General features: G+C 65.0%; 25 protein-coding genes. 14 read left to right on the forward strand and 11 right to left on the reverse strand.

Translation table 11 applies throughout. The features are described 5' to 3' along the window. Positions 1–248 precede the first annotated feature (248 nt). The 6 genes from J7I79_RS00955 (at position 249) to J7I79_RS00980 (ending at position 8,256) form a co-directional block, all read left to right on the forward strand. The gene (locus J7I79_RS00955; protein ID WP_251042246.1) at positions 249–1,577 is read left to right on the forward strand and encodes a dicarboxylate/amino acid:cation symporter; all 1,329 of its coding nucleotides are present in this window, start codon (positions 249–251) and stop codon (positions 1,575–1,577) included. Between the two features lie 41 nt (positions 1,578–1,618). Then, complete coding sequence (locus tag J7I79_RS00960; protein ID WP_214949155.1) at positions 1,619–1,912, forward strand: winged helix-turn-helix domain-containing protein; 294 nt, start codon at positions 1,619–1,621, stop codon at positions 1,910–1,912. Positions 1,913–2,160: 248 nt separating this feature from the next. Then, entirely contained in the window at positions 2,161–3,759 is a 1,599-nt protein-coding gene (locus J7I79_RS00965; RefSeq protein WP_214949157.1) for a CdaR family transcriptional regulator, read from the forward strand. Next, positions 3,756–4,697: a glutaminase gene (locus J7I79_RS00970; protein WP_214949158.1), complete on the forward strand. Its 942-nt coding sequence runs from the start codon at positions 3,756–3,758 to the stop codon at positions 4,695–4,697. Before J7I79_RS00965 ends, J7I79_RS00970 begins: the two co-directional genes overlap by 4 nt. Positions 4,698–4,760: 63 nt before the next feature. Further along, the gene (locus J7I79_RS00975; RefSeq protein ID WP_214949159.1) at positions 4,761–6,275 is read left to right on the forward strand and encodes an amino acid permease; all 1,515 of its coding nucleotides are present in this window, start codon (positions 4,761–4,763) and stop codon (positions 6,273–6,275) included. Between the two features lie 241 nt (positions 6,276–6,516). Then, positions 6,517–8,256 carry a thiamine pyrophosphate-dependent enzyme gene (locus J7I79_RS00980; RefSeq protein ID WP_214949160.1) on the forward strand — a complete coding sequence of 580 codons (1,740 nt, stop codon included), beginning with the start codon at positions 6,517–6,519 and terminating at the stop codon, positions 8,254–8,256. Here J7I79_RS00980 and J7I79_RS00985 read toward each other — a convergent pair. After that, entirely contained in the window at positions 8,225–8,923 is a 699-nt protein-coding gene (locus J7I79_RS00985) for a DUF2306 domain-containing protein (protein WP_214949161.1), read from the reverse strand. The two genes, J7I79_RS00980 and J7I79_RS00985, sit on opposite strands and share 32 nt — an antisense overlap. Before the next feature lie 418 nt (positions 8,924–9,341). On the opposite strand from J7I79_RS00985, the gene J7I79_RS00990 reads away from it, so the two are divergent. Then, positions 9,342–9,539 (forward strand): hypothetical protein, encoded by a 198-nt coding sequence (locus J7I79_RS00990; RefSeq protein WP_181039031.1) that lies wholly within the window; start codon positions 9,342–9,344, stop codon positions 9,537–9,539. Positions 9,540–9,637: 98 nt separating this feature from the next. Here J7I79_RS00990 and J7I79_RS00995 read toward each other — a convergent pair whose 3' ends face one another. Genes J7I79_RS00995 through J7I79_RS01005 form a run of 3 tightly spaced genes read right to left on the reverse strand, consistent with a single transcriptional unit; the run spans position 9,638 to position 11,899 of the window. After that, positions 9,638–10,135 (reverse strand): SRPBCC domain-containing protein, encoded by a 498-nt coding sequence (locus J7I79_RS00995; protein ID WP_214949162.1) that lies wholly within the window; start codon positions 10,133–10,135, stop codon positions 9,638–9,640. 13 nt (positions 10,136–10,148) lie between these two features. Next, the gene (locus tag J7I79_RS01000; RefSeq protein ID WP_214949170.1) at positions 10,149–10,481 is read right to left on the reverse strand and encodes a helix-turn-helix transcriptional regulator; all 333 of its coding nucleotides are present in this window, start codon (positions 10,479–10,481) and stop codon (positions 10,149–10,151) included. Between the two features lie 41 nt (positions 10,482–10,522). Then, a complete protein-coding gene (locus tag J7I79_RS01005; RefSeq protein WP_214949172.1) occupies positions 10,523–11,899 on the reverse strand; it encodes an NtaA/DmoA family FMN-dependent monooxygenase in 1,377 nt (458 codons plus the stop codon). 152 nt (positions 11,900–12,051) lie between these two features. On the opposite strand from J7I79_RS01005, the gene J7I79_RS01010 reads away from it, so the two are divergent. From J7I79_RS01010 to J7I79_RS01020, 3 genes are read left to right on the forward strand one after another with little or no spacing between them, the layout of a single operon-like run. After that, positions 12,052–12,498, forward strand: a complete 447-nt coding sequence (locus tag J7I79_RS01010; RefSeq protein ID WP_214949174.1) for a hypothetical protein — start codon at positions 12,052–12,054, stop codon at positions 12,496–12,498. Next, positions 12,495–13,274: a cyclase family protein gene (locus tag J7I79_RS01015; RefSeq protein WP_251042247.1), complete on the forward strand. Its 780-nt coding sequence runs from the start codon at positions 12,495–12,497 to the stop codon at positions 13,272–13,274. Before J7I79_RS01010 ends, J7I79_RS01015 begins: the two co-directional genes overlap by 4 nt. Positions 13,275–13,315: 41 nt before the next feature. Next, positions 13,316–14,077, forward strand: coding sequence for an IclR family transcriptional regulator (locus tag J7I79_RS01020; RefSeq protein ID WP_214949176.1), 762 nt, complete (start codon positions 13,316–13,318; stop codon positions 14,075–14,077). On the opposite strand, the gene J7I79_RS01025 is transcribed toward J7I79_RS01020, so the two are convergent. After that, a complete protein-coding gene (locus J7I79_RS01025; RefSeq protein ID WP_396020141.1) occupies positions 14,070–14,882 on the reverse strand; it encodes an IclR family transcriptional regulator in 813 nt (270 codons plus the stop codon). The genes J7I79_RS01020 and J7I79_RS01025 overlap by 8 nt on opposite strands. Before the next feature lie 139 nt (positions 14,883–15,021). After that, on the reverse strand, positions 15,022–16,479 hold the full coding sequence (locus J7I79_RS01030; RefSeq protein WP_214949178.1) for an amino acid permease: 1,458 nt from the start codon (positions 16,477–16,479) through the stop codon (positions 15,022–15,024). 300 nt (positions 16,480–16,779) lie between these two features. Here J7I79_RS01030 and J7I79_RS01035 point away from each other — a divergent pair, with 300 nt between their 5' ends. Together J7I79_RS01035 and J7I79_RS01040 are read left to right on the forward strand one after the other, a co-directional pair. Then, positions 16,780–17,892 carry a homoserine dehydrogenase gene (locus J7I79_RS01035; RefSeq protein ID WP_214949179.1) on the forward strand — a complete coding sequence of 371 codons (1,113 nt, stop codon included), beginning with the start codon at positions 16,780–16,782 and terminating at the stop codon, positions 17,890–17,892. Then, on the forward strand, positions 17,885–19,294 hold the full coding sequence (locus J7I79_RS01040) for an aldehyde dehydrogenase family protein (protein WP_214949180.1): 1,410 nt from the start codon (positions 17,885–17,887) through the stop codon (positions 19,292–19,294). The genes J7I79_RS01035 and J7I79_RS01040 overlap by 8 nt, the downstream gene beginning before the upstream one ends. On the opposite strand, the gene J7I79_RS01045 is transcribed toward J7I79_RS01040, so the two are convergent. Then, positions 19,291–19,779, reverse strand: coding sequence for an Lrp/AsnC family transcriptional regulator (locus J7I79_RS01045; protein WP_396020142.1), 489 nt, complete (start codon positions 19,777–19,779; stop codon positions 19,291–19,293). The genes J7I79_RS01040 and J7I79_RS01045 overlap by 4 nt on opposite strands. Before the next feature lie 101 nt (positions 19,780–19,880). On the opposite strand from J7I79_RS01045, the gene J7I79_RS01050 reads away from it, so the two are divergent. Beyond that, positions 19,881–20,570, forward strand: a complete 690-nt coding sequence (locus J7I79_RS01050) for an HAD hydrolase-like protein (protein ID WP_214949182.1) — start codon at positions 19,881–19,883, stop codon at positions 20,568–20,570. Positions 20,571–20,671: 101 nt separating this feature from the next. Here the strand turns inward: J7I79_RS01050 and J7I79_RS01055 are convergent, their stop codons facing one another. From J7I79_RS01055 to J7I79_RS01070, 4 genes are all read right to left on the reverse strand, one after another. Further along, a complete protein-coding gene (locus J7I79_RS01055; protein WP_214949987.1) occupies positions 20,672–21,259 on the reverse strand; it encodes an adenylate kinase in 588 nt (195 codons plus the stop codon). A gap of 197 nt (positions 21,260–21,456) precedes the next feature. Then, the gene (locus tag J7I79_RS01060; RefSeq protein WP_214949188.1) at positions 21,457–22,980 is read right to left on the reverse strand and encodes an aldehyde dehydrogenase family protein; all 1,524 of its coding nucleotides are present in this window, start codon (positions 22,978–22,980) and stop codon (positions 21,457–21,459) included. A 44-nt stretch (positions 22,981–23,024) separates the two neighbouring features. Next, positions 23,025–23,936: a DUF817 domain-containing protein gene (locus tag J7I79_RS01065; protein WP_214949189.1), complete on the reverse strand. Its 912-nt coding sequence runs from the start codon at positions 23,934–23,936 to the stop codon at positions 23,025–23,027. 81 nt (positions 23,937–24,017) lie between these two features. Next, positions 24,018–24,791: an oxygenase MpaB family protein gene (locus tag J7I79_RS01070; RefSeq protein ID WP_214949190.1), complete on the reverse strand. Its 774-nt coding sequence runs from the start codon at positions 24,789–24,791 to the stop codon at positions 24,018–24,020. 107 nt (positions 24,792–24,898) lie between these two features. Here J7I79_RS01070 and J7I79_RS01075 point away from each other — a divergent pair, with 107 nt between their 5' ends. Continuing rightward, entirely contained in the window at positions 24,899–25,375 is a 477-nt protein-coding gene (locus J7I79_RS01075; RefSeq protein ID WP_214949191.1) for an NUDIX domain-containing protein, read from the forward strand. The last annotated feature ends 88 nt before the right edge of the window (positions 25,376–25,463 follow it).

Genomic DNA, 25,463 nt, shown 5'->3' on the forward strand with positions numbered 1-25,463 from the left:
CGCCGAACTCGTCCTCGAACACCAACTCCTCACCGCCGAACAACTCCAGGAACTCCTCAGCCCCCAACGCCTGGCCAACCTGAGCAAGTAACCGCACCACCACCGAAGCACCTTCTACCCCATCCGACCAGGGAGCAGGGGCACACCGCCGTGCCCAAATTTCCCCACCGACTACAGAGAAAACGGCACTCGATGACGAGGACCGTTCCAGCACCGGGCCCCGCCCGGCCTCTACGCAAGGACTGAGTATGAAAAACAAATCAACGATGTGGATTCTGGCAGCGCTCGTGTTCGGAATCCTCAGCGGACTGTTCTTCCACTGGCTGCTGCCGGTGGACACCCGCGAATCCGTCGTGGCCGTCCTCGACACCGTGACGCACATGTTCCTCAACCTGATCAAGATGATCATCGCCCCGCTGATCTTCGCCACCCTGGTCTCCGGCATCGCAGGTGCTGCCAAGTCCGCCGGCGTGGGGAAGCTCTTCGGCCGGTCGATGATCTGGTTCCTGTCCGCCTCTGTCCTGGTGGGCGCCTTCGGCTTCATCACCGCGCACGTGCTCAACGTCGGCCACGGCCTCAACCTCGTAGCGGGCGGTGACGCGGGGATGGAAACGAAGCCCCTCGATTACGCGGAGTTCATGACCCACATCATCCCCACGAGCGTCTTCGCGGCACTGACGGCCAACAACCCCCTGCAGATCCTGGTGTTCGGCGCGCTCTTTGGCATCGCCCTGCTGAACCTCCGGAAGAAGGGCCGCTCGTCCATCGCGGATGCCATCGACGAACTGATGGGCGTTATGCTCAAGGTCACCGGATACGTGATGAAGGCGGCCCCGGTGGGCGTTTTCGCAGGCATCGCAGCGGCCTTCACCGCCGAGGGCCTGGACGCTTTCGCCACCTACGCGTCGTTCATCGGCGGCTTCTACGTCTCTCTCTCCGCACTCTGGGTCATCATGATCGGCGTCGCCGTCGTCTTCCTCGGAAAGGCCGCCTTCCGGCTGGTCCGCATTGTGCGGGAACCCATGGTCATCGCCTTCGCCACCTCCAGCAGCGAGGCAGCCCTGCCCAAACTCATTGAAGGCCTGACGAAGTTCGGCATCGAAAAGCGCACCACCGGTTTCGTGCTGCCCCTGGGTTACTCGTTCAACGTGGACGGTTCCATGATGTACATGACCTTCGCGTCAGTCTTCCTGATCAACGCCTACGGGATCGACATGGACCTTGGCCAGCAGATCGCGATGACGGCAATGCTCCTGCTCAGCAGCAAAGGCATGGCTGGCGTGCCGCGCGGGTCACTCGTCGTCGTAGCCGCCGTGGTCCCGGCCTTCGGTATCCCCGCCGCCGGGATTGGTGTCCTGCTGGTGATCGACCAGCTCCTGGACATGGGACGCACCGCCACCAACATCCTGGGAAATGCCATCGCCACCGCGGTCATCGGCCGGAACCACGACAAGACCGCTTCCCTCCTCGATGCGCCGCGTGCGGAAACCTCCCACGACGATCAGGACATTCAGCACGCCGAAGTCACTGAGGTCACAGAAGACAGCAGGGAGCCTGAGCGCGTTTCGATGCACTGACCGAGCGAACCTCCCCTCACCCCGGACGAAAGGCATGGCCAATGACCGCTGACTTTGAACTCCAGAGCCCGACGGAGGCACACCGCATTGAGCGGACGAAAAGGGCGCGAAGCCCACCAATCAGAGCACAAATCATCAACTACCTGGCGAGCAACGGCGCAAGCAAAGTAGCTGACATCAGCAGCGGCATCGCCTTCTCACGGGACTGCGTCAGGTACCACCTGGCAGCGCTGGAGAGCGCTTCGATCGTCCGTTCCAACATTTCCCCCGGAGCGAGGGGCCGGTTCACGCCCTTCTACGCCCTCGCCCCCGGAAAAGCGCGGGCGGACTCCTAGCTCGACGGCGATGAGCTGCCCGCAGGCGGACGACGGCGGGACCTCCCGCCGTCGTCCGCTTTGCCTTTTATCGCCGGGTTACCGCGGATTCCCCCTCACACTTACCCCCAAACCGACCGCGCATTGGTTCAGGGACCTAAAAGCCGGGGCTGGATTTAGTCGGGCATCCATATTTTCCGGCAACTGCACTCGATAGCATTGGGTGACCGGACAGAGCCGTCCGGGGGTATCAATGCCGAAGGAAACCCATGGCCGCAGCTACAGTGGACGACATCCTGTCGGATCTCCCCCTGGGTTTCGCCAGCCTCATCCTCCGGCCGTCCCGCGCAGAATCCCCCATTGAACGCTTCCTGATCGTTGACGCGGACGACGAAACGTCCGACGGCGGCGCCGCGTTTGTCCTGCTGATCGGGGTTCGTGGGCGCTCCGCTTTGCCGGCGCTCCGGCGGCTTGTGAAGAACCCGCCCCTGGTGCTCGCCGTCAAGGGCAGCCCTGGGGAACTGGCGGAAGCCGAAGAGCTACTCCGGGCAGCCGGAACGGGCCTCCTCCTGGTGGACCCGGCCGCTGACTGGGACCGGCTCCTGTCCATCGCCAAGGACCGGATCATGCCGCGCAGCTACCAGAGCGAAGTGCTGACGCTGCTGGAGGAAGACCTGTTCGCCATCGCGCAGACCACGGCCCGCCTGACATCGAGCCATGTTGTGATCGAGGACGCGGCCAACAAGGTCCTGGCCTACTCCACGGTGACGAATGACATCGATGAGCTCCGCAAGGCATCGATCCTTGCACGCCGTGGTCCGCGAAAGTACGAACTCCTCCTGAAGGATCTGGGCGCCTACCGCGAACTGCACCGGACCCGCCTGCCTGTCAGGGTTCCGGCCCGGCCCCAGGACGGGCTGAGGGAACGCGTCGCCATCACCCTGTTCGCCGGCGAGCGCATCATGGGGTACATCTGGCTGCAGGAAACCGGGGACGGGTTCGGCACGGACGTCGACTATGTCCTGACCGGATCGGCTGCCCGGGTGTCAGCCGAGCTGATCCGCTACCGCAACCAGCAGTCGGTGCACATGCGCGAGGACCGCATTGCGCGGATCCTTTCGGGCCCGGCCGAGGCCGCAGCAAGTGCACATAGCGAGAAGATCCCCGCGGACCGTCCCTCGGCACTGATCCTGCTGGGAATGTCCGCCTCCCAGGCACAGGAAGACGACGCAGCCCTCAAACACGGGGAACTCGCCAACCTTGCGTCCATCCATGCGGCGGCCTACAAAGCGTCTGCCATCGTGGGGCAGTTCAACGGCGACACGGCCGTGATCGTCCCGGGGCTCCAGTCCGCCAATGCCGAAGCCGGGCTTCGGAGCCTGGCCGAGGCAATCGTCCGGGACGCCGGGAAGCACCTGGGTATCAGTCCGTTCGCGGCAGTGGGCCCGATCGCCCCCGATCTGTTGTCGATTCACTCCGTGACCGCCAAAACGGAGGCCCTGCTCGGCTGCATGCGGCGGTCAGGGACCGCGTCGGTGGCCTCGGTGGGCGACTTCGAGGTGGACATCCTGTTCCACGAGGCGGTGGAGAACTTCACGGCCTCCGACTTCCGCCACCGCAGCCTCTGGGCACTCCTCCGCGACGATGACGAACTGGCCGAAACCCTGCGGGCGTATTTTGCGGCGTCGCTGGACGTGGCCGAATGCGCCCAGCAGATGAGGATGCACAAGAACACCGTCTATTACAGGATCAGCAAGATCAGCCGGGTTACGGGCCTGAACTTCAACAATCCCCGAGATTCATTGGTCGCCCTGCTCCATCTCCAGGAGTGGGCCGGCAAGCATAAGGAGCACCTGGGCAAGAAATGATGACAGCACTCGATTCACCGCCTCTTGGTCTGGTCCTGGCTGATATTGTCCGCAGCCACCGGCCCCGAAGTGTTGCAGGCTCGGTGCCTGCCGGCATTCCGCACCTGTCATCGCCGCCGTTCGACCGCTTCGGAATCGCGGTGGCCACAACCTCCGGGGAGGTGTTCAGCGCCGGCGACGCCGCCCTGCCCTTCTCGATCCAGAGCATCTCGAAGGTTTTCACCCTGGCCATGGCCCTCAACGCCGATGACCCCGGCACACTCTGGTCCCGGGTGCTCCGCGAACCGTCGGGAACCTCGTTCAACTCCCTGGTGCAGCTTGAAGTGGAGCACGGGATCCCCAGGAACCCCTTCATCAATTCCGGCGCCCTGGTGGTGACCGACCATCTGATGGACAGGTTCCCTGACGCTGCAGGGCATGTCCTGCAGTTCCTCCGCGGCCAGGCGGGGCAGCACAGTGGCCAGGGACCGTTCATCGATGAGGTGGCCGCAGAGAACGAGCTGGCCAACAGCAGCCGCAACCTTGCCCTGGCCCATTTCCTAAAGAACTTCGGCAACCTGCACCGGCCCGCCGAGGCCGTGGTGGAGAACTACGTCAGGCAGTGCTCCATCATGATGAGCTGCGTCGAGATGGCGAAGGCCGGCCTGTTCCTTGCCCGCGGCGGGCACGGAACAAACGGCCCCGTCGTCTCCCGGAGCGAGGCCAAGCGGATCGGATCCATCATGCTCACCTGCGGCATGTACGACGCCGCCGGTGAGTTCGCCTACCGCGTCGGCCTTCCCGGTAAAAGCGGTGTGGGCGGCGGAATCCTGGTCATCGTCCCCGGCGAATGCGCGATCTGCGTCTGGAGCCCGCGGCTGGACTCCAAGGGAAACTCTCTGGCGGGCTCGGCGGCCCTCGCTGACCTGTCCGACCGGACCGGATGGTCCGTTTTCTAATCCGTCCCCGCATTTTCCTGTTCCACCCTCAGCTAGATCTTCAACCGGTCGAAAGGATCACCCATGTCCAACAACCCCAATGACGAGGTTGCCCAGCACGATGCTGACGGCGGCCACGCGCATGCCACCGAACGCCTCCTTCACGCGGAGGACAAGGGCTACCACAAGAGCCTGAAGCCCCGCCAGATCCAGATGATCGCGATCGGCGGGGCCATCGGCACCGGCCTGTTCCTCGGTGCCGGCGGCCGGCTCAACGCCGCGGGCCCTTCCCTGGTGATCGCCTACGCCGTCTGCGGGTTCTTCGCTTTCCTGATCCTCCGCGCGCTGGGCGAACTGGTGCTGCACCGCCCGTCGTCGGGCTCCTTTGTCTCCTACGCCCGTGAATTCTACGGCGAGAAGGCAGCCTTTATCTCGGGCTGGTTCTACTGGATCAACTGGGCAACCACCACCATCGTGGACATCACCGCCGCAGCGCTCTACATGAACTTCTTCGGCCACTACATCCCGTGGATGGCCGATGTCCCGCAATGGGCCTGGGCCCTGACCGCCCTGGTTGTCGTGCTGTGCCTGAACCTCGTCTCGGTCAAGGTCTTTGGCGAGATGGAATTCTGGTTCGCCATCATCAAGGTCGTCGCCCTCGTCGCGTTCCTGCTCATCGGCACCTACTTCGTCATCTTCGGCACTCCGGTGGATGGCCAGGCAGTCGGCTTCAGCCTCATCACCGACAACGGCGGAATCTTCCCCAACGGCATCCTGCCCATGATCATCCTCATGCAGGGCGTATTGTTCGCCTACGCCTCGATCGAGCTGGTCGGCACCGCCGCCGGCGAGACCGAAAGCCCCGAAAAGATCATGCCGAAGGCCATCAACTCCGTGGTCTTCCGCATCGCCGTGTTCTACGTCGGCTCCGTCATCCTCCTGGCCTTGCTGCTGCCCTACACCTCCTACGAAAAGGGCGTAAGCCCCTTCGTGACCTTCTTCGGATCCATCGGCATCCAGGGCGTGGACGTCATCATGAACCTCGTGGTCCTCACCGCCGCTCTTTCCTCCCTCAACGCAGGCCTCTACTCGACCGGCCGCATCCTTCGCTCCATGTCCGTGGCCGGCTCCGCCCCCAAGTTTGCCCAGCGCATGAACAAAGCCGGCGTACCGTACGGCGGCATCGCCATCACCGCTGGCGTTTCCCTCCTCGGCGTCCCGCTGAACTACCTCGTCCCTTCCCAGGCCTTTGAGATCGTCCTCAATGTCGCCTCCGTGGGCATCGTCGTCACCTGGGCCACCATCGTCCTCTGCCAGATGCAGCTCAAACGCTGGGCAGACAGGGGCTGGCTGAATCGTCCCTCCTTCCGGATGTTCGGCGCTCCCTACACCGGCTACCTCTCGCTCCTGTTCCTCGTCAGCGTCCTGGTGATGGTCTTCATCGACTCCCCGCTCACCCTCCTGGTTACCCTCATCGCCTGCGCCCTCATGGTGGCCGGCTGGTACTCCTGCCGCAAACGGATCCACGAAATCGCCGAGGCACGCGACGGCTATACCGGCGCCGCACCCGTGGTGGCCAACCGGACACCAATCCGGTAACAGTCCCGCAACCACCCGGTTTCCACAGCTCCCAGACCCCAACAACAACCGACGAAAGCCCGCCATGAACCGACAAAACCTGCTGAGCCCCCAACCTGACCGGGCGCCAACGGAAAACCAGACGACGGACAGCTGCGAGGACGGCTGCTTCTTCTGCACCGGACCGGAAACCGACTAGGCGCCACCGGCGCCTCCACCCAACGCACGTAAACCAACGCCCAACCCAAGAAGACAAGTAGTGATGACAACGGAGTCCGCATCCACCATGACCGAAACCGACACCCAACCGTTCGACGGCGACACCATCCATCAGATTGCAGCACGCCCAGCCTCGGCGGCTGACCCCGGAATACTGAGATCCGCCGGGCACGTGATTGTTGACTCCCTCGTGGCCCACGGCGTGGAGCGCACCTACGTGGTTCCCGGCGAGAGCTTCCTGGACGTGCTGGATGGGCTGCACGGTTCAGACATCGACACCGTGGTCTGCCGGCATGAGGGCGGTGCCGCGTACATGGCCGAGGCCGACGGCAAAATGAACCAGCGCCCGGGCGTTGCCATGGTGACGCGCGGCCCCGGTGCGGCCAACGCCCACGTTGGCCTGCACACGGCCTGGCAGGACTCCACGCCCATGCTGCTCTTCGTCGGGCTCATTCCCTTTGCTCACCGCGACCGCGAGGCGTTCCAGGAATTCGATATCAAGGCCTGGTTCGACACCGGAGCCAAGCGCGTGATGGTGCTCGATCACGCCGAGCGCGCCTCTGAGATTGTTGCGGAAGCCATGTTCGCGGCCATGAGCGGGCGGCCGGGGCCGGTGGTGGTGGGCTTGCCGGAAGACATCATCCGCCAGCAGATTGATCCGGCCCTGCACCCCACCATCCCGGTGGCGGCGGGCGGCATGAGCACCACCGACGCCGAGGCACTGGCCACCGCACTGGCGAATTCCTCGAAGCCGCTCTTTGTCACCGGCGGCAACGACTGGACCCAGGAAGCGGCCGGCCAGCTCACCGAATGGCTGGAAAAGCACCACATCCCGGCCGCCGCGGAATGGCGCACCCAGGGAACCGTCTCCTTCGACTCCCCGTCCTATGTTGGTCCGATCGGCTACGGCCGCCCCCGCCCCACCTACGACCTGCTGGATGAAACCGACCTGCTTGTTTTCGTCGGGACCGTTCCGGGTGACGTGATCACGGACGGATTTCTCTGCCGGCAGGACTGGAACAAGAAGAACTTCCTGGTGACCATCGATCCTTCGCTGCGCGGCCGCTCCGGCCCCGTCTCCCGGCAGATCGTGGCGAAACCGGACGCTTTCGTCCGTGACCTGGTGGCAATCGACCTGCCCCTGAAGGAGGAATGGAAGGCGTGGACGGCCAGGATGCGTGCCGAGCAGACGTCCTTCGCGAGCCTGCCTCCGGCCACGCCGGCTGAAGGTCCCGCCAGGATGGACACTTTGATGGCCAACCTGGTCCCGAGGCTGCCGGAGGACGCCATGGTGACATTCGGCGCAGGCGAGCACACCAACTGGGCGCACCGGTATTTCCCCACCCGCCGCTATGCCTCCATGATCAGCGCCCGGAACGGCTCCATGGGCTACTCTGTTCCCTCGGCCGTCGCCGCCTCGCTGGCCAGTCCGCAGCGCCGGGTGGTCACCATCGCCGGAGACGGCGAGTTCCTTATGAACGGCCAGGAGCTGGCCACCGCTGCCCAATATGGGGCCACGCCGCTCATCATCGTGATGGACAACCAGGAGTACGGCACCATCCGCACGCACCAGGAGCGGCACTACCCGTCCCGGGTGTCGGGCACGCAGCTGAAGAACCCGGACTTCGGCCTCATGGCCCGGGCCTTCGGCGGATTCGGCATCACCGTCACCCGTGACGGGGATGTGCCGGCCGCCCTCGACGCCGCGTTCCGGGCCATCGACCAGGACGGCGTCTTCGCCCTCATCCACCTCATCGTGGAACAGCGGGTGAAGGCCTACTGACTGTCCGGCGCGGTGCCTTCCGGGCGCGGCGGTGGATGACGTACTCGGCCACCGCCACGTTGATCACCCACCCCGCGCCCAGCAGCACTGCGCGGGTGGGCACGTCGGTGGGTCCGATAAGCAGCAGCCAGGGGATGCTCACGAAGGCCTGTGTTCCCGCGCCGACGGCAACCGCATAGGCCCGCGTCATCCAGGCGCTGTGCCGCACGAAGTCCCGCCGCCTGATCGCGGCCAGCCCCAGGACCAGGCTCACCAGCATCGCGGTGCCGAAAAAGAGCCGGAGGGGGACGTCGGTGTAACCGTCGGGGAGAGGGTAGAAGGCGGACATCCACAGCCCGGAAAGGGCGGCAAGCAGGCCGGCTGGGATGAGAATGCGCCCGGCGATGCGGTGCCAGCCCCGGCGTCCCCGAAGTGACGGAACGAACTGGAACGCCCCGAGCAGGGAGTAGACGGTGACGCTAACAATGTGCGTCACCACCGGGATCGGAGACGCGAAGAACCGCGCGTTTTGCGGCGTAACATCGGCGCCTGCGGTCAGTTCGGTCAGGCGGAGGGCCCCGAAGATCACCGGGATGAGGCTCAGCAGGATCAACCCGGCGGGCACGGGCCACTGGGGCCAGGAACGCCGGACGGGTGCGGCTGCGGGGCGGATGGTTTGCGTTGGCATGGCGGGGTCCTTCGCTGGCTGGGTATACGGTGTACACCTGATGCGTCTGACCATAGGTGTACGCCGTACACTTGTCAATGGATGGCGGGTCCGGAGCCAGCCCGCAAGCGGCCTGCGAAACCGTTGTGATGAGTCTCACGCGCAATGACCGGCTATTGGCTTGAGACGCCAGCACCCCTCCGTGCATCATGGAAAGGACGGCTGAGAATGCGATTTCCCAGCCGGAAAGCCCTGATCATCACGCTTAGGCGCAGAGAATGCAGCGGCTTAGAACAACCCAACCTGGTGGACGCAACGAGGCCAAACCAGTGAGCTCGCCCGAGCTGCAGAAGGCCTCTGAGCGTTCACGGACAGACCCGTCCCGGGCTCCGCACCGACGCGAAGCCCATGACCGAACTTACGAATGAGGCACCGAATAATGACGTTCGAAACCAACCACTCCGTGACGCTGAAAATCTGGGACCGCTCCGCGATTGACCACACGCTGGACGCCCTGGTGCACGACATTTCCACCAAAGCCAACGCCCACCGCAGCGACGTTGCCGTCACCCTCAGCGGGCCGAACACCTTTACGGTCAGCCTGAACCGGAAGGCCGCCCAGGGCGTCACCGTCTAGGGAACCACACGGAAAACGCAAGAGAACGACGGCGGGAGCTCCCGCCGTCGTTCTCTTGCGTTACTGGCCTGAACAGTCTTCGCTGGCCGTGATGCCGGTCAGGCGTGCGAGTGCTCGGCGAGCATGGCGTCGATCTGGCCGGCCGCTTCCTTCATGCCTTCCTCCATGCCCATCTTGACCATTTCTTCCATCTGCTCTTCGGATTCGAACGTGGACATGATGGTCATCCGGGCGCGGCCGCCGAGGTCCTCGAGGGTGACCGTCGCGTGGGCAGTGCCCACGTCCTCGACGGGATCACCGTCTTCGTCGGCAAAACCTTCGTCGAACTCCAGCTGGTTCGGAGCCTGGACGGCGGTGAAGCGCCACCATCCGCGGGCCTTCGTACCGTCCGGACCGGTCATGTAATAGGCGGCCTTCCCGCCGGGCTGGAAATCAAAGCCGTCGAACGTGGCGGGGTAGGTGGGCGGGCCCCACCAGCGCTCGAGCTGCCGGGGGTCTTCCCAGATCTGCCAGACGCGCTCAACGCCCGCATCGAATTCTGCGACGAGGGTGAAGCTCAGGGCCTCAAGATTCTTGGTGGAACTGATAACAGTCATTGCGGAACCTTTCCTATCCTTCAGCGAGAATGTCTGCAATCCGCTCGGCACGCTGCCGCCAGATCGCCTCGTACTCATCGAGCAGGCGGCGGGCTTTCTCCAGGCCTTCATGATTGCCCCGCACGATCTGCTCCCTTCCGCGCTTCTCCTTCGTAACCAGGGAGGCGCGCACCAGCACCGCCACGTGCTTCTGGACGGCGGCAAAGCTCATGGCATAGAGGGCCGCGAGGCCGGACACCGAATACTCCCCCACCGTCACCCGTCGCACAATGTCCCGGCGGGTGGCATCGGAGAACGCCTGGAAGAGGCGGTCAACTTCGGCTTCACTCATCTGATCTACAACCATTTGGTTGTAGAATACGGCTGTGGCGGAAGGGTGTCAACAGGCTATCGCTGGCGGAAGCCCGCCCCGTAAGACGGGCTGGCCATCAGGTCCGAGCCGTCAGCCCGCAGCCTGGAGCGCATGGTGCCGCTCTTCGGTTCCGTGTCGTAAAGCCCGCGCTTGGCGAGTTCAGGCACCACCAGTTCTGCGAAGTCATTCAGGGAGCCGGGGCTCACCAGCGGGTTGATCATGTAGCCGTCCAGCCCCGACGTTGCCGCGTGGTCCTGGATCTGCGACGCAACGTCTTCCGGCGTGCCGATGAACAGCAGGTCGGTTCCGCGTGTGACCTCGGAGAATTTGCACCGCACATCCCCGGCGGTGAGCGGCTTGTCCTGCGGCGCCCCCTTAACCACATAGGACGTGAGACCGTTGGACGCCGTGGCCAACGGCTCGTCGTCGGCGTACTTGCTGAGGTCGATCCCGGTATCGCCGGCATAGCTGACCAGCTGCGCCTCCAAGTGGTAGTTGCGCTGAAGCCCGTCATACTTCTCCTGCGCTTCGATCACGGTGGGTGCGGTGATGATCCGGGCCAGCGCCATGGACCGCACCTCACCGGCGGGACGGCCGCGCTCCAGCGCCCGGCGGTTGATGTCCGCCAGGCCTGCGGCGATCTCCTGCGGGTCCTTCTTGGGCAGCAGAATCACTTCGGCGTGCTTGGCCGCGAACTCGCGGCCCCGCGACGACCACCCCGCCTGGAACAGGGCGGGGGTCCGCTGCGGCGACGGCGACGTCAGCGACGGTCCGTCCACGCGGAAATGCTCGCCGTCGTGGTTGATCGACTGAACGGAACCGGGACGGGCGTAGACCTTTTCACTCTTGCTTCCGACGACGGCGTCGCCCGCCCAGCTGCCCTCCAGCAGCTTGTAGAACACATCCATGAATTCATCCGCGCGGCCGTATCGGTCCGCGTGCTTGAGCATCTCGTCCATGCCGAAGTTCCGGGCGGCGCTGGAGAGGTACGACGTAACGATATTCCAGCCGATCCGGCCGTTGCTGAGGTGGTCCAGGGTGCCGAAGCGGCGGGCCAGGGAGAACGGGTGCTCGTACGTCGTCGAGGCCGTAATCACGAACGACAGCCGCTCCGTGAGGGCGGCGAGTGCCGGCACATACATAAAGGGGTCGTTCGCAGGTGCTTCCACGGCCCAGCCCAGGGCGGCGTCGGCCGATCCGCCGTACACGTCATAGAGGCCCAGGACATCGGCAAAGAACAGTGCATCGAGGTTGGCCTGCTCGGCCGTGATGGCCACATCCCGCCAGCGGTCCAGTGAATTGAGCTCCAGACGGTTATCAAGCGGGTGCGTCCAGAGGCTCGGGGCGCCGCCGCAACCGACGCTGGCCTGTTCGTAGAGGGCAAAAAGCAGCGGGGAGGTGGGGGTGCTCAAGACGGATCACTTCGCTTTCGTGGACGGAACGACTTCAATCTATGTGCAGTATAGACAATTAGATATGCTTGTGTTGCCCGTCACCTTCTGTCAGGATGATGCAAACGCCACGCGAGCTGGCTCCGGACGATCCATGGAAGAGGCATCCAGACATGAATATTGGTATGAGAAGCGTGCGCAAACTCCGCGTCCACTGGCCTATTGCCGCAGTGTCGTTGAGGCAGCTGGTGGAGGGCGACCTGGAGGTCCTGAAAGCGGATCCGGGCCTCGCGTCACTTTTTGACGCATTGGAGTCATGCCCTGAACTGGGGGACTTTGGAAACTACCGGCATGTATTCGAATCGAGTCTCGGCTTCGAGGGGTTCACCGCTTCGGCGGCAGCCAACCCCACGTTCGGCCGCGCGGGCGAGAGGACGCTCTCGCCCACTTTTGTCCTGACCACGTACCTGGACGCTGATCTGTCCGAGGAGGCAGTCGGCCGGCTCCTGGAACGCATGATCGAAGTCCACCCTTGGGAGGTGCCGGTCATCGAGCTCTCCGATCCGGTCCGGGTCTCCACCGCAGCGGCGATTCGCCCGGTACTGGGCCGGGCGTCATGACAGTCCACGCCGCCTGCACCCAGGCCACCGGCACTCAGGCTACCGGCCTCTGGAAGGGCTTTCAGTCGCTGCTGTCCGGCAGGTCGTTCACAGACCTGACACACGCCTTCCACCCCGGCCAGCCACACTTCCCCGCTTTCCCGGACGAAGGCAGGACGGCCCTGTTCGACCTCGAAAAGGGCGACGGCTTCACGGCGCACGTCTACTCCATCGTCGGCCAGTGGGGCACCCACGTGGACCCGCCGTCGCACTTTATCCGGGGCGGGCGAAGCCTGGACAACATCCCCGTGGAAGAGATGGTGCTGCCCCTGGTGGTGCTGGACATCAGCACGCGGGCCGCGAGCGACGCCGACGCGACGCCCACCCTCGATGACGTCAGCGAATGGGAGGAGCGGAACGGCCGGATGCCGGCGGGCGCGTTCGTGGCGCTCCGGACCGGCTGGAGCAACCGCTGGCCCGACCCCGGGGCGATGGCGAACCGGGATGCCGACGGCGTCAGCCACACCCCGGGCTGGTCCCGGGACGTGCTGTCCTTCCTGGTCACCGAGCGGAACATCACGGCGATCGGCCACGAGCAGACGGATACGGACCCGGGCAGGGCGACGTCGTACCAGGACTTCAGCCTGGAAACCTACATCCTTGCCCAGGACTGCTGGCAGATCGAGCTCCTCGCCAACCTGGACGGGCTGCCGGAATCGGGGGCGTTGCTCGTGGCCACCTGGCCGAAGCCTCAAGGCGGCAGCGGATTCCCCGCCCGGGTCTTTGCGATCCACTAGGGACACCAAACCGCGGGTTGCCAGCAACTAAGATCGGAGCCATGTCGAAAATCTCCAGCATGGGCCGCGGAATGCAAGTTGTCTTCGCCGTCGGCTCCCGTCACGGCGGAGGAGCGCGGGGCGCGACCGTCGGGGACATCGCCGCAGATCTGGGCAAGGACCGCAGCCAGGTTTCCCGCGGGCTCAAGGCCGCCCAGCAGGAGAACTTCCTGCTCCGTGGCGGGCACCGGGAGTATTCGCTGGACTGGAGCCTCTACACGGATGCCCAGCTACTGACTGAGCAACGGCTCCGGACGGAAGGCATGACGGCATTGGAGGGGCTCGTAGAGGACACCGGGGAAGGCTGCTTCCTCGGTGTCCTCAACGGGGACAGCACCGTAACGATCGGTGAGCACGTCCCGCCGAACAGCAGGATGGTGGGCTCGTGGATCGGCCGGCCCTACCCCGCTTACTGCAGCGACGCCGGCCAGGCGCTGCTGTGGGACGCCACCGACGCCGAGGTCCGGGCCGTGTTCAGCCAGACCGACTTTGTCCGCCATGGCCCCAACACTCCCGCCGATATTGAAGACTTCCTGTCCCGCCTGGGCGGGGCGCGGGAGCGCGGCTATTCCGTTGTGGATGAAGAGGCGGAGCCCCATCTGTACTCGGTGGCCGTTCCCGTCCGCGACTTCCGCGGCGAAGCCATCGCTGCTTTGCAGGTGGTCGGATCAAAGGCCCGGCTGGAACCGAAGCGCGAAGAGATTGCCGCCGCGGCCCTGAAATGGGGCGGGTGGCTTGAAGCGGCCCTGGGCCGGCCTAGCTGACTCCCCCGCCGTCTGATCCCACCACCGAGAGGCGCTGTGCTGCCGTATGCAGCGCCCCGGCAATTTCCTCGCACCGGACGTCAAAAGCGGCACTGCCGCCCAGGACGGCAAGGGCTGCGGTCACACGCCCAGCCGGATCCCGGACGGGAACGGCGAGCTCATGGACGCCGTGCTCAAACTCCTCGGCCGCCCTGATGAAACCCCGCGGGCGGTCCTGTTCCATCAATTCGCACACTTCCGGCACGGAGTGAGCTGCCCGTGGGCCGCCCACGCCGATAAAGTCCACACCCTGAAGAAGCTCCTCAACCTCGGTGGCCTTGTGGTCCCAGAGGAGGGCCCGGCCTGAACCTGTGCACCAAACGGGGGTGACCATGCCGGGTTTCACAAAGCTTCCCAGCGCGCCGTCATTGCTGGACGTCCTGAGCAGGATCACCCGTACGCCGTCACGGACGGACAGCCGGGCCCGGAGGCCGAACTCAGCCACGAAAAGTTCCAGCTCACTCTTGGCCTGGCCTATCCAGCCAACATTGAGGCTAGCTCCAAGCTGGAAGAAGGCCGGCCCGGCACGGAACGGCCCGCGTTCCACCCGTTCCAGAATGGCCAGTTCGCAGAGCTCCTGGGTAAGCCGGGACACGCGGCCCTGGTCCATCGCAAGCTCTGCGGCGAGCTGCGAAACGCCCAGCAGTCCCCTGCCCCGCTTCTCGCGGTCGACGATGAGCCGGACAATGCGAAGGCCCTGGCCCAGCGATGACGCTTCCGACAATTCCAAGCTGAACCGCTCCCTCTGGTGGACTTCAACGCCCATTCTCACACAGCGCAGGCGGCGGTGACCGGCGGCTTTCGTCGTGCCGGCGGGCCTTTCGACAAATACGCCGGAGGCCCGACGGCCGAACCAATGTTCGGCCGCCGGGCCGGCGGGGTAGCCGCAGAACTGCCGCAGCAGGCTACTTAGCGAGCTGCCGCCGTCGTCCGTACTTGACGTAGAAGAAGGCGTAGCAGGCGCCCACGAAAGGAACGCCGAAGTAAAGGGCAGCGACCTGGTTCGGATCGAAGGCGATGCCGATCAGCGAGATAAGGCACAGCGTGAAGGCAAGGATCGGAACCACGGGGAACAGCGGGGCCCTGTAGGCGAGATCGTGGATGTTTCCGCCGTTCCGCACGAAGGCCCGCCGGTGGAAGAAGTGCGACGCCGTGATGGACATCCAGACCCCCACAACGGCGAACCCGGCAACAGACACCAGCGCGAGGTACACCGATTCCGGAGCCACCACGCTGCTGATCAGGGAGGCCAGCCCGCCGACCATGCTGACGCAGAGCGCGATGAGGGGAATCCCGTTTTTGGTCAGCTTCCGGAAAGCCTTCGGTGCGTGCCCTTCCTCGGACAGGGAAAAGAGCATCCGGGCGCAGGAGAACAGGCCGCTGTTTCCGGCGGAGAGCAGGGCGGTGATAATGACGAAGTTCATGATGTCAGCCGCATAGGGGATGCCTATGGAGGAAAAGACCGTCACGAAGGGGCTCTCGTCCAGGCCCACCTGGTCAAAGGGGATGGTGGCAGCGATGACACCGATGGCGCCCACGAAGAAGATCAGCAGGCGGAACACGGTGGTCCGCATGGCCTTGGGAATGCTGGTCTCGGGGTTGGCGGTTTCGCCCGCTGCGACGCCGATGAGTTCCGAACCGGAGAACGCGTAGAACACTGCAAGGGCAGTCACCAGGACGCCGGAGAAGCCGTTAGGGAACAGTCCGCCCGATGTGTTGAAGTTTTCGAGCAGGAACGGGTGGGAACCTCCGGCCAGCGGGTGGAACCCGACCAGGGCGGCCCCGCCGAAGGCAATCAGGACAACGATGGCGCCCACCTTGATGATGGAAAACCAGAACTCGGATTCGCCGAAGAAGCGCGATGAGACGGCGTTCAGGGCAAACAGGATGGACGCGAAGACGATGCACCACACCCACACCTCAATGCCCGGGAACCAGCGCTGCATGAGCAGTCCGGCCGCGGTGAACTCCGACCCCAGGGCCACTGCCCAGCACAGCCAGTACAGCCAGGCCGTGGTGAAGCCGGTGGCGGGACCGATGGACCTGGCTGCGTAGATGTGGAACGCGCCTGAGACCGGATAAGCGATGGCCAGCTCGCCGAGGCAGGCCATGACCAGATAGACGACGAACGCGCCCACGAGGTACGCGAGGACCGCGCCAAGCGGGCCGGCCTGGGAAATCGTGTAGCCCGAACTGAGGAAGAGGCCGGACCCGATGACGCCGCCCATGGCGATCATCACCAGATGCCGCGGCCCCATGGACCGGCGGAGCCCCGGCGCCGGTCCGCGCCCCGATTCAGCGGATTCCGATTCAAGAGATGAAGAAGCCTGCGGATCCAAGCGGGTGGTGGAAGAGAGTTCCATGAATTGCTCCCGGGAAAGTAGTCGGGGTGCGAACGGGATTGATGCACCGGAAAGCCTCGGAGGGGTTGGGGACCAGTCCGGTACACCCAACCGCTGTGATGAAAGTAACACCAAAAACATAGTTTTGATCTTTAAAAACATCCCTAGATGCATATATTGCACGAATATTAAGGAGTCACGGTACAAACGGCGTCATCCTTGGTCACTTTGCGCAGTCCTTTGGGCGGAATCACATGGCGGGACGGACACGGACCGGCCTGAGCATGGAACCACCAAGCATTTCCGAGAGAAGGACACGGCATGACCACCTACGACCTTGCACTTATTGGCTTCGGCGGAGTGAACCGCAGCCTGGCTGAGCTGATCTCCGCCCGCGGCGAAGCCCTCCGCGCCGAGCTGGGCTTCGGCCTGCGTGTAGTTGCCATCACCGACCTGCGCCTCGGTTCCCTGGTGGACGCCGACGGTATTGATCTGTCCATGGCCCTGGCGCTGGGCGGAGACGGCGAGACCTTTGTCCGGCACGGCGGTTCCGTGGCACCGGACAACGAGGCGGTGATCCGCAACTGCACAGCGGACATCATCTGTGAGGCCACTTTCACCAATCCCGACGACGGCGAGCCTGCGGTTTCGCACGTGCGCTGGGCCCTGGAATCGGGCAAAAGCGTCTGCACCACGAACAAGGGGCCGGTGGCCCTGCAGGGCCGGGAACTGGCGGCCCTGGCGGAACAGCAGGGAGTCCGCTTCGAGTTTGAGGGTGCCGTCATGAGCGGCACGCCGGTGATCCGGCTTGCCAAGCAGATGTTCAGCGGGCTGAAGCTCAACGGCTTTAAAGGGATCATGAACGGCACCAGCAACTACGTTCTGGGGCGCATGGAAGCCGGCCTTGACCTTGGCGAGGCGGTCCGTGAGGCCCAGGAGCTGGGCTATGCCGAGGCGAATCCTGCCGCGGACCTCGAGGGTTTTGACGTGCAACTGAAGGTGCTGATCCTCGCCAATGAGCTCCTCGGCGGGAACCTGCAGCTGAAGGACATCCGGCGCGAGGGCATCTCCGCAGTAACGCCGGAGGATATCCGGGCGGCTGCGTCAGCCGGCCGGCGCTGGAAGCTGATCGGATCCGCCAGGCGGACTCCCGACGGCGGCATCGCGGCGGGCGTTGCACCGCGCGCCGTCGACTTGGAGCACAGCCTTGCCGGCATCTCGGGTGCCACGAACGCTGTTTCGTTCGAAACTGACCTGCTGGGCCCCGTGACGGTTTCCGGCCCCGGCGCCGGACGGATCGAGACGGCCTACGCGCTGCTGTCCGACATCATTGCCATCCACCAGGCATCGGAAATCAGCGGCGCCGCCGGCTCCCCTGCCGCGGCCGGTTCCCTTGAGGCTGCCACGGAAGACGGAGGGCTGGCACGTGCCTGAGGCCACCGTTCTGCAGGACGTCCAGGTTCCCCCGCTCCACGAGGTGACCAGTCCCTATGACGGCAGGATTGTCGGAGCGGTCCCCACCGCCGACGTCAACGCCGTTGTTGCACTGATGGCAACGGCACGCTCCGGCGCTCTGACGGCAAAGTCCCTGCCCCGCCATGTACGCGCCGCCATCCTGTCCACGGCCGCGGCGGACATTGAACGCAGAACCGAGGACTTCGCCCGGACCATCGTGGCGGAGGCGGGGAAGACCATCCGCCAGGCGCGCAAGGAAGTGCACCGGGCCATCAACACCCTCCGGCTGTCCGCGGAGGAAGCCACGCGCGGCGCCGGCGAAGTCATCCCGTTCGACTCCTATGCCGGATCAGAGGACCGGACCGGCTGGTTCACGCGGGAGCCGCTCGGGGTCATTGCGGCCATCACGCCCTTCAACGATCCCCTTAACCTGGTGGCCCACAAGGTGGGCCCGGCGATCGCCGGGGGCAACGCCGTCGTACTCAAGCCGTCGGCCCTCACGCCGCTGTCCGCCCAACTGCTGGCTGACGCACTGTATGACGCCGGCCTGCCGCCGGAGGTCCTCACGGTGGTCCACGGCGGGAGGGATGTTGCGGCGGCCATCATCGGGACCCGGGACGTCCGGATGGTTTCCTTCACCGGCGGGTTCGCGACCGGTGAGGCAATCGCCCGCACGGCAGGGCTGAAGAAGCTCGCCATGGACCTGGGCGGCAACGCGCCGGTGATCGTCCTGGACGATGCGGACGTGGACAAGGCCGTGGACTCATGTGTATCCGGCGCGTTCTGGGCTGCGGGCCAGAACTGTGTGGGGGTGCAAAGGATTCTGGTCCACCGTTCCGTCTACGGCGAATTCCGCCGGAAGTTCGTGGCGGCCACGGGAGCACTGGTCACCGGCGACCCCGCCGAGGAACGGACTGACGTTGGCCCCATGATTAGCCCCGGAGCGGTCAGGGAGGTCCAGCTCAAGATCGGCGGCGCCATCGACGCGGGCGCAACGGTCCTGGCCGGCAACCGGGCTGAGGGAAATGTTTTGCTGCCGACCGTCCTGGAGTCCGTTCCGGAGGACTGCAGCCTCTGGCAGGAGGAAGTATTCGGACCGGTGGTCATACTCAAGATGTTCAGCACCTACGACGAAGCGATCGGGCTGGCGAACTCCATCGATTTCAGCCTTCATGCGGGCATCTTCACCCGCTCCCTTGCGGCGGCCATGCGTGCTGCCCGGGATCTGGACGCAGGTGGCGTGATGATCAACGACTCCTCGGACTACCGGTTCGACGGCATGCCGTTCGGCGGGTCCAAGTACGGCAGCATGGGCCGGGAAGGCGTCCGGTTCGCCTATGAGGAAATGACCCAGGCCAAGGTGGTCTGCATCAGGAACTAGCGGGGCGGCAGGCCCTGGAGCCCGTCAGCGGCGTGCCCGGCGCCGTTCCCGTCGGCGCCCCGCCGCCGGATGACGTTGGACAGGGTCAGCGCGGTCACGGTGTCGCCCACGCCGGGGAGGGCCGCGATCTGCTCCCAGATCTCCTGGACCCTGTCCAGCGAGCGCGCCTCGAGCCGCACCAGCAGGTCAAAGTCGCCGCTCAGGACATCACAGAGGACCACTTCGGGAATGGTCCGCAACGCGGCCAGGACGTCTGCGCCGCGCATGCGGTCCTTGCGGTAAATCATGAGGAAAGCGGAAACCATGCTCTGGCCCACGCTGCCCGCCACAATCGTGTAGCCCTGGATGTAGCCCTGCCGCTCCAGGCGGTCCACACGCTGCCGCACGGCGTTCCGGGACAGGAGCACCCTGCTGGCCAGCTCGGCATGGGACACCCGGGCGTTCTTTGTGAGTTCCGCAAGGATCTTCTGGTCGATGTGATCCAAACCCGCCCCGTCCATCCCTACCCTCCGCCGCAATCATCGGTGCGCCACTGCCCCTGGGACTGTGTGCGCTCCGAAACCGTAGCCAGAAAGGCTCCGCAGAAATGATACGTCTACACCTGGACAATCAGGCACCCGCCGCCGTCAGCTGCATTCTGTTCGACATGGACGGGACGCTTTTGGACTCCGCACCGGGGGTGATGGATAGCGCTGCCCGGGCGCTCAAAGCCGTAAATGCGCCCGTTCCCCCGCGCCGGGATCTGCTCAAGTATGTCGGACCGCCCATGTACGAGTCGTTTCGGCACAGCGCGGGCCTGGACGCAGCAACTGCCCAGGAAGCGCTCCGGCACTACCGCGCAGCCTACGCCGACACGGGTGCGGAACAATCCAGCCTTTTCGACGGTGTTGGCGGCCTCCTGGACCAGCTGGCTTCGCTGCAGTGTCCGATGGCCGTGGCGACGTCCAAAGTGGAGGATCAGGCGCTCCGGCTGGCGGGCGCTTTTGGTATCGACCGTCACTTCGCCGATATTTGCGGTGCGTCCGACGCAGCCGGCAGGGCCTCCAAGGAGGACGTTATTGCCGAATCGCTCGGGCGGCTGAAGGCGCAGGGCGTGGACATTTCCAGCCCGGTCATGGTGGGCGACCGGAGCTACGACGTTGACGGGGCGGCCGCACACGGGGTCCCTTCGATCTTTGTCGCCTGGGGATACGGAGACCCGTCGGAAGCGCGCGGGGCCGCGGCTGTTGCCGGGTCTCCCGAGGTCCTTGCGATGCTGCTCCGTGCAGGCCGGTAAAGCAGCCGCCCGGTAACTGAAGCGGAGGACGACGGCGGGAAGTCCCGACGTCGTCCTCCGGCTTTAGCTCTTAGTCGCCACGGTGTTCACGTGGTTCCGGATCACCGTCCGCTGACGATGGAGACCGAGCTTGGGTTTTCGATGGCGCCCATCACCCTGTCGGTCACTTCATCGATGCCGCCGATGCCGTCGACCTGGGTCAGGATGCCGCGCTCGGCATACTTGGCCACAACGGCCTCTGTCTGCCCGTGGTACAGGTCCAGCCGGTGGCGGATGACGGCTTCGTTGTCGTCGCTGCGGCCCGTCTCCTTGGCGCGGCCCAGGAGACGGTGGACCAGTTCGTCGTCATCGGCCGTCAGCTGCAGGACGACGTCCAGTTCCTGCCCGCCCCTGGCCAGGACCCCGTCCAGATAATCAACCTGCGCCGTGGTGCGGGGGTATCCGTCCAGCAGGAAACCGTTCTCGACGTCGTCCTGGCAGAGGCGGCTGCGCACCATCTCGTTCGTGACGCTGTCCGGAACGAAGTCACCGGCGTCCATGTACTTCGTGGCCTCGATGCCAAGCGGCGTCCCGCCCTTCACATTGGCGCGGAAGATATCGCCGGTGGAGATGGCAACAACGCCGAGGCGCTCCGAGATGCGCTCCGCCTGCGTGCCCTTGCCGGAACCGGGCGGGCCAATAATCAACATTCTCGTCATTCAAATAACCCTTCGTAGTGCCGTTGCTTCATGTCAGTGGCGACCAGGATGCATCGGTGCGTGACAGCAGAGTACGACGGCGGGAGGTCCCGCCGCCGTCCACTGGCTTTTTATGCAGCTAACGGTAGTTATGGTGCAGTAGGCGGTCACGCGGTGGCAGTCCGGTGAGCCTGGGCTGGTGCCCGGGCTTAGAAGAAGCCGAGCTTGTTTTCGGAGTGGCTGACCAGGAGGTTTTTGGTCTGCTGGTAGTGGTCCAGCATCATGGCGTGGTTTTCACGTCCGATACCGGAGGACTTGTACCCGCCGAACGCGGCGCCGGCCGGGTAGGCGTGGTAGTTGTTGACCCAGACGCGGCCGGCCTGGATCTCGCGGCCGGCACGGTAGGCGACGTTGCCGTTGCGCGACCAGACGCCGGCGCCCAGCCCGTAGAGGGTGTCGTTCGCGATGCTGATGGCGTCGTTGTAGTCGGTGAAGCGTGCCACGGAGAGCACGGGGCCGAAGATTTCCTCCTGGAAGATCCGCATCTTGTTGTTGCCTTCGAAGATGGTGGGCTGGACGTAGTAGCCGCCGGCCAGGTCCCCGTCGAGCTCCGTCGGTGCACCGCCGGCCAGGATTTTGGCGCCCTCTTCGAGCCCGATGTCGATGTAGGAGAGGATCTTCTCCATCTGGCCCACCGATGCCTGGGCGCCGATCTGGGTGTTGGTGTCCAGCGGGTTGCCCTGGACGATCTTCTGGGTCCGGGCAACGGCGTCAGCCATGAAGGAATCGTAGATACCGTCCTGGACGAGGGCGCGGGACGGGCTGCTGCAGACCTCGCCCTGGTTAAAGGCATACAGGGTGAAGCCCTCCAGCGCCTTGTCGTAGAACGCGTCGTTGGACTCGGCAACGTCGTTGAAGAAGATGTTCGGGCTCTTGCCGCCCAGTTCCAGCGTGACCGGGATCAGGTTGGCGCTGGCGTACTGGCTGATCAGGCGTCCCGTGGAGGTCTCGCCGGTGAAGGCGATCTTGCGGATCCGCGGGCTGGAGGCCAGCGGCTTTCCCACTTCGGCACCAAAGCCGTTCACGATATTCAGCAGGCCCGGCGGCAGCAGGTCCGCGATGAGTTCGGCCAGGACCAGGATGGACGCCGGGGTGTTGGAAGCGGGCTTGAGCACCACCGCGTTACCGGCGGCCAGGGCAGGAGCCATCTTCCAGACTGCCATCAGGATGGGGAAGTTCCACGGGATGATCTGGCCCACCACGCCAAGGGGTTCGTGGAAGTGGTAGGCCGTGGTGTCGTCGTCGAGCTGGGAGAGCCGGCCTTCCTGGGCGCGGATGGCGCTTGCGAAGTAGCGGAAGTGGTCCGCCGCGAGCGGAATGTCCGCATTCAAGGTTTCGCGGATGGGCTTGCCGTTGTCCCACGATTCGGCGACCGCCAGCATCTCCAGGTTCGCGTCGATCCGGTCCGCGATCCTGTTCAGCACGGCGGCGCGCTCCGTGGCCGATGCCTTGCCCCAAGCCGGTGCGGCCTTGTGTGCGGCATCGAGTGCCAGCTCAACGTCCGCAGCGGCGCCACGGGCCACCTCCGTGAACTGCTTGCCATTCACTGGCGATACATTCTCAATGTATTGGCCGGTTGTCGGGGCCACCCATTCGCCGCCGATCCAGTTCTCGTAGCGGTCCTTGAACTGGACCTTGGATCCTTCTTGGCCGGGCTGTACATAAACAGTCATGGTCACTCCTCTGGAAAACAGACGTCTTCGTCCTGGCCCCCATGCTAGGTGTTCAAAGGTTGCGACCAGGCTGCATCGGCCGCTTGAGGCCCGCTTCCTACCGCGGGCTCCTCGGGCGGCCGGGGCTTGTAGACCCAGGCCACGAGCACCACGGAGATGATCATCAGCAGGAACCAGGAGACCAGCTTGTCGGGCGAGACCAGGTGCCATCCGTCCACCTGGTTGGGGTAGAGCCAGGCCCCGGACCAGGTGGCGATATTCTCCGCGATCCAGATGAACAGCGCCACGAGCAGGAAGGCCAGGACCAGCGGCATCCGGAACTTCCTGCGGAACACGCGGAAGTGCATCACGCACCGCCCGTAGATGATCACGACGGCGGCCAGCAGGACCCAGCGGGCGTCCACGATGTAATGGTGGGTGAAGAAGTTCACGTAGACGGCCGCGGCCACGACCGCCGTCACCCACCGCCTCGGGTAGCGGGCAAAGCGGAGGTCAAAGAGGCGGTAGACGCGCACCATGTAGGAACCGACGGCCGCGTACATAAAGCCGCTGAAGAGCGGTACGGCCCCGATGCGTAGGACACCCTCGGCTTCATAGGCCCAGGACCCCACGTCGGTCTTGAACAGCTCCATGACCGTTCCCACCAGATGGAAGAGGACAATCACCCTGAGCTCACGGAGGGTTTCGAGCCGTGTGGCTACCATCAGGATTTGGATCACGACGGCGGCGAGCGTCAGGAAGTCGTTCCTGGCCAGTCCGGCGTTGTCGGGATACCAGAGGCGCGCCGCAAGGAGCACGGCAAGGAGCACGGCGCCAAAGATGCACGCCCAGCCCTGCTTGAGGCCGAAGACAACAAACTCAGTGAGCCTGGAACGGGCACCGCCGGCAGGTGCCTTGTCCAGAAATCGGTGAGCACGCTCATCGATCAAAAGCTCTACGGACGTGAAGCTGCGCATCGGTATCCCGTTCCCCCGCCACGAGTGGCAATGTTAATTTTTCTGCCGGACATCCTGTCCGTTTCCTGCCTGCGCCTGGCGCTAGGCCGTGCCGAGCCGGGCCAGGCAATAGTTCTTGGGCCAGTGCCGGGCCCGTTGCGGCAGCCGCGGATACACCACGGCGGACCACCGCATGGTGCGGTCGAACCAGCGGCGATGGCGTTCACTCCACGGCAGCCCGAAGCCCCGCCGGAGCTGGTCCGGCAGGAGTCCCACGGTGATGAAGCGGGCCAGCGGCATGACCAGGCGCTGCCAAAGCTGCGGGTCGGACGGATACAGCAGGTCGCGGGCCACGCGGACGCTGACCTCGTCGGCCTGCAGCCTTTGCAGGGAGCCGTTCCAGTAGGTGGCGAAGGCCGCGCGGTCGGCGGGCCACAACTCTGCCGGAAGCTGCAGGGCCGTACCGATTCGCGCGTAGTCCCGGTACATGAGGTCCGCTGCTTCGTCGTCCAGCGCCCCGTAGATTCTCTCGTAGACCGTGACGGCGGTGTCATAGAGGGTTGCCACCACCCACAGCTGCGACTGGGCATCGAAGGCGCTGTAGCCCGCGGAACCCGCATCGGGTTTGCGGCGGACGGGACCATGGGCGCGGTTCACGCTGCGGCGCACCGCTGCCACCTGCCCCTCGGTGCCGTACACCACGGCGTACACGTAGGTCAGGGTGCCGCGAAGCCGCTCCAGCGGACGATCTGTGAAATTGCTGTGCTCTGCCACGCCGTGGCCCACCGCCGGGTTCGCGATCTGCAGCAAAATTGCGCGTCCTGCCCCCGCGAGCAGAACGCCTTCTGCTCCCATGTCGGCAAGTCCACGCACCATTCCCACACCCTACCCGAGTGGCCGGGATGGCGCCCCCGCAGGCGTCCCCTCAATGGCCGGACGCCTCGGCGCCAGCCGGCCCGTATAGCCTTGGGAGAGGAGGGAACATGACCGTTCGAAGCGCAGGAATACTGTTGTACCGGTGGAACCCGGCAGCCCAGCTGGAGGTCTGGATAGCCCACATGGGCGGACCGTTCTGGGCCCGCAAGGACGCCCACGCATGGTCCATCCCCAAGGGCGAATACCCTGAGGACGAGGATCCGCTAATCGCCGCCCGGCGGGAGTTCGCCGAGGAAATGGGCACGCCGGCGCCGCCCGCTGACTACATCCGGCTTGGCGAGTTCAGGCAGCCGTCAGGCAAGATCATCACGGCCTTCGCCGCAGAGTGGGACTTCCGGCCCGGACAGGTTGTGAGCAATACGTTCCCGCTGGAATGGCCTAAGGGATCCGGCGTCATCCAGCACTTTCCCGAGATAGACGACGCCCGCTGGTTCGAAGAACCCGAAGCGCGGACCAAGCTGGTGAAAGGCCAACTGCCCATCCTTGACGCCCTCAGCCAGCACCTCCGGGACAACCTTCCCTGAACGCTCTCGCCCGCCGCCGTCGGACGACGGCGGGACGTCCCGCCGTCGTGCTTGTCCCATTATTACCGCCGCATTTTGTCACCGCGGA

Origin of the sequence: Arthrobacter sp. ISL-69 (assembly GCF_018613775.1) — a bacterium.
Lineage (GTDB): Bacteria > Actinomycetota > Actinomycetes > Actinomycetales > Micrococcaceae > Arthrobacter.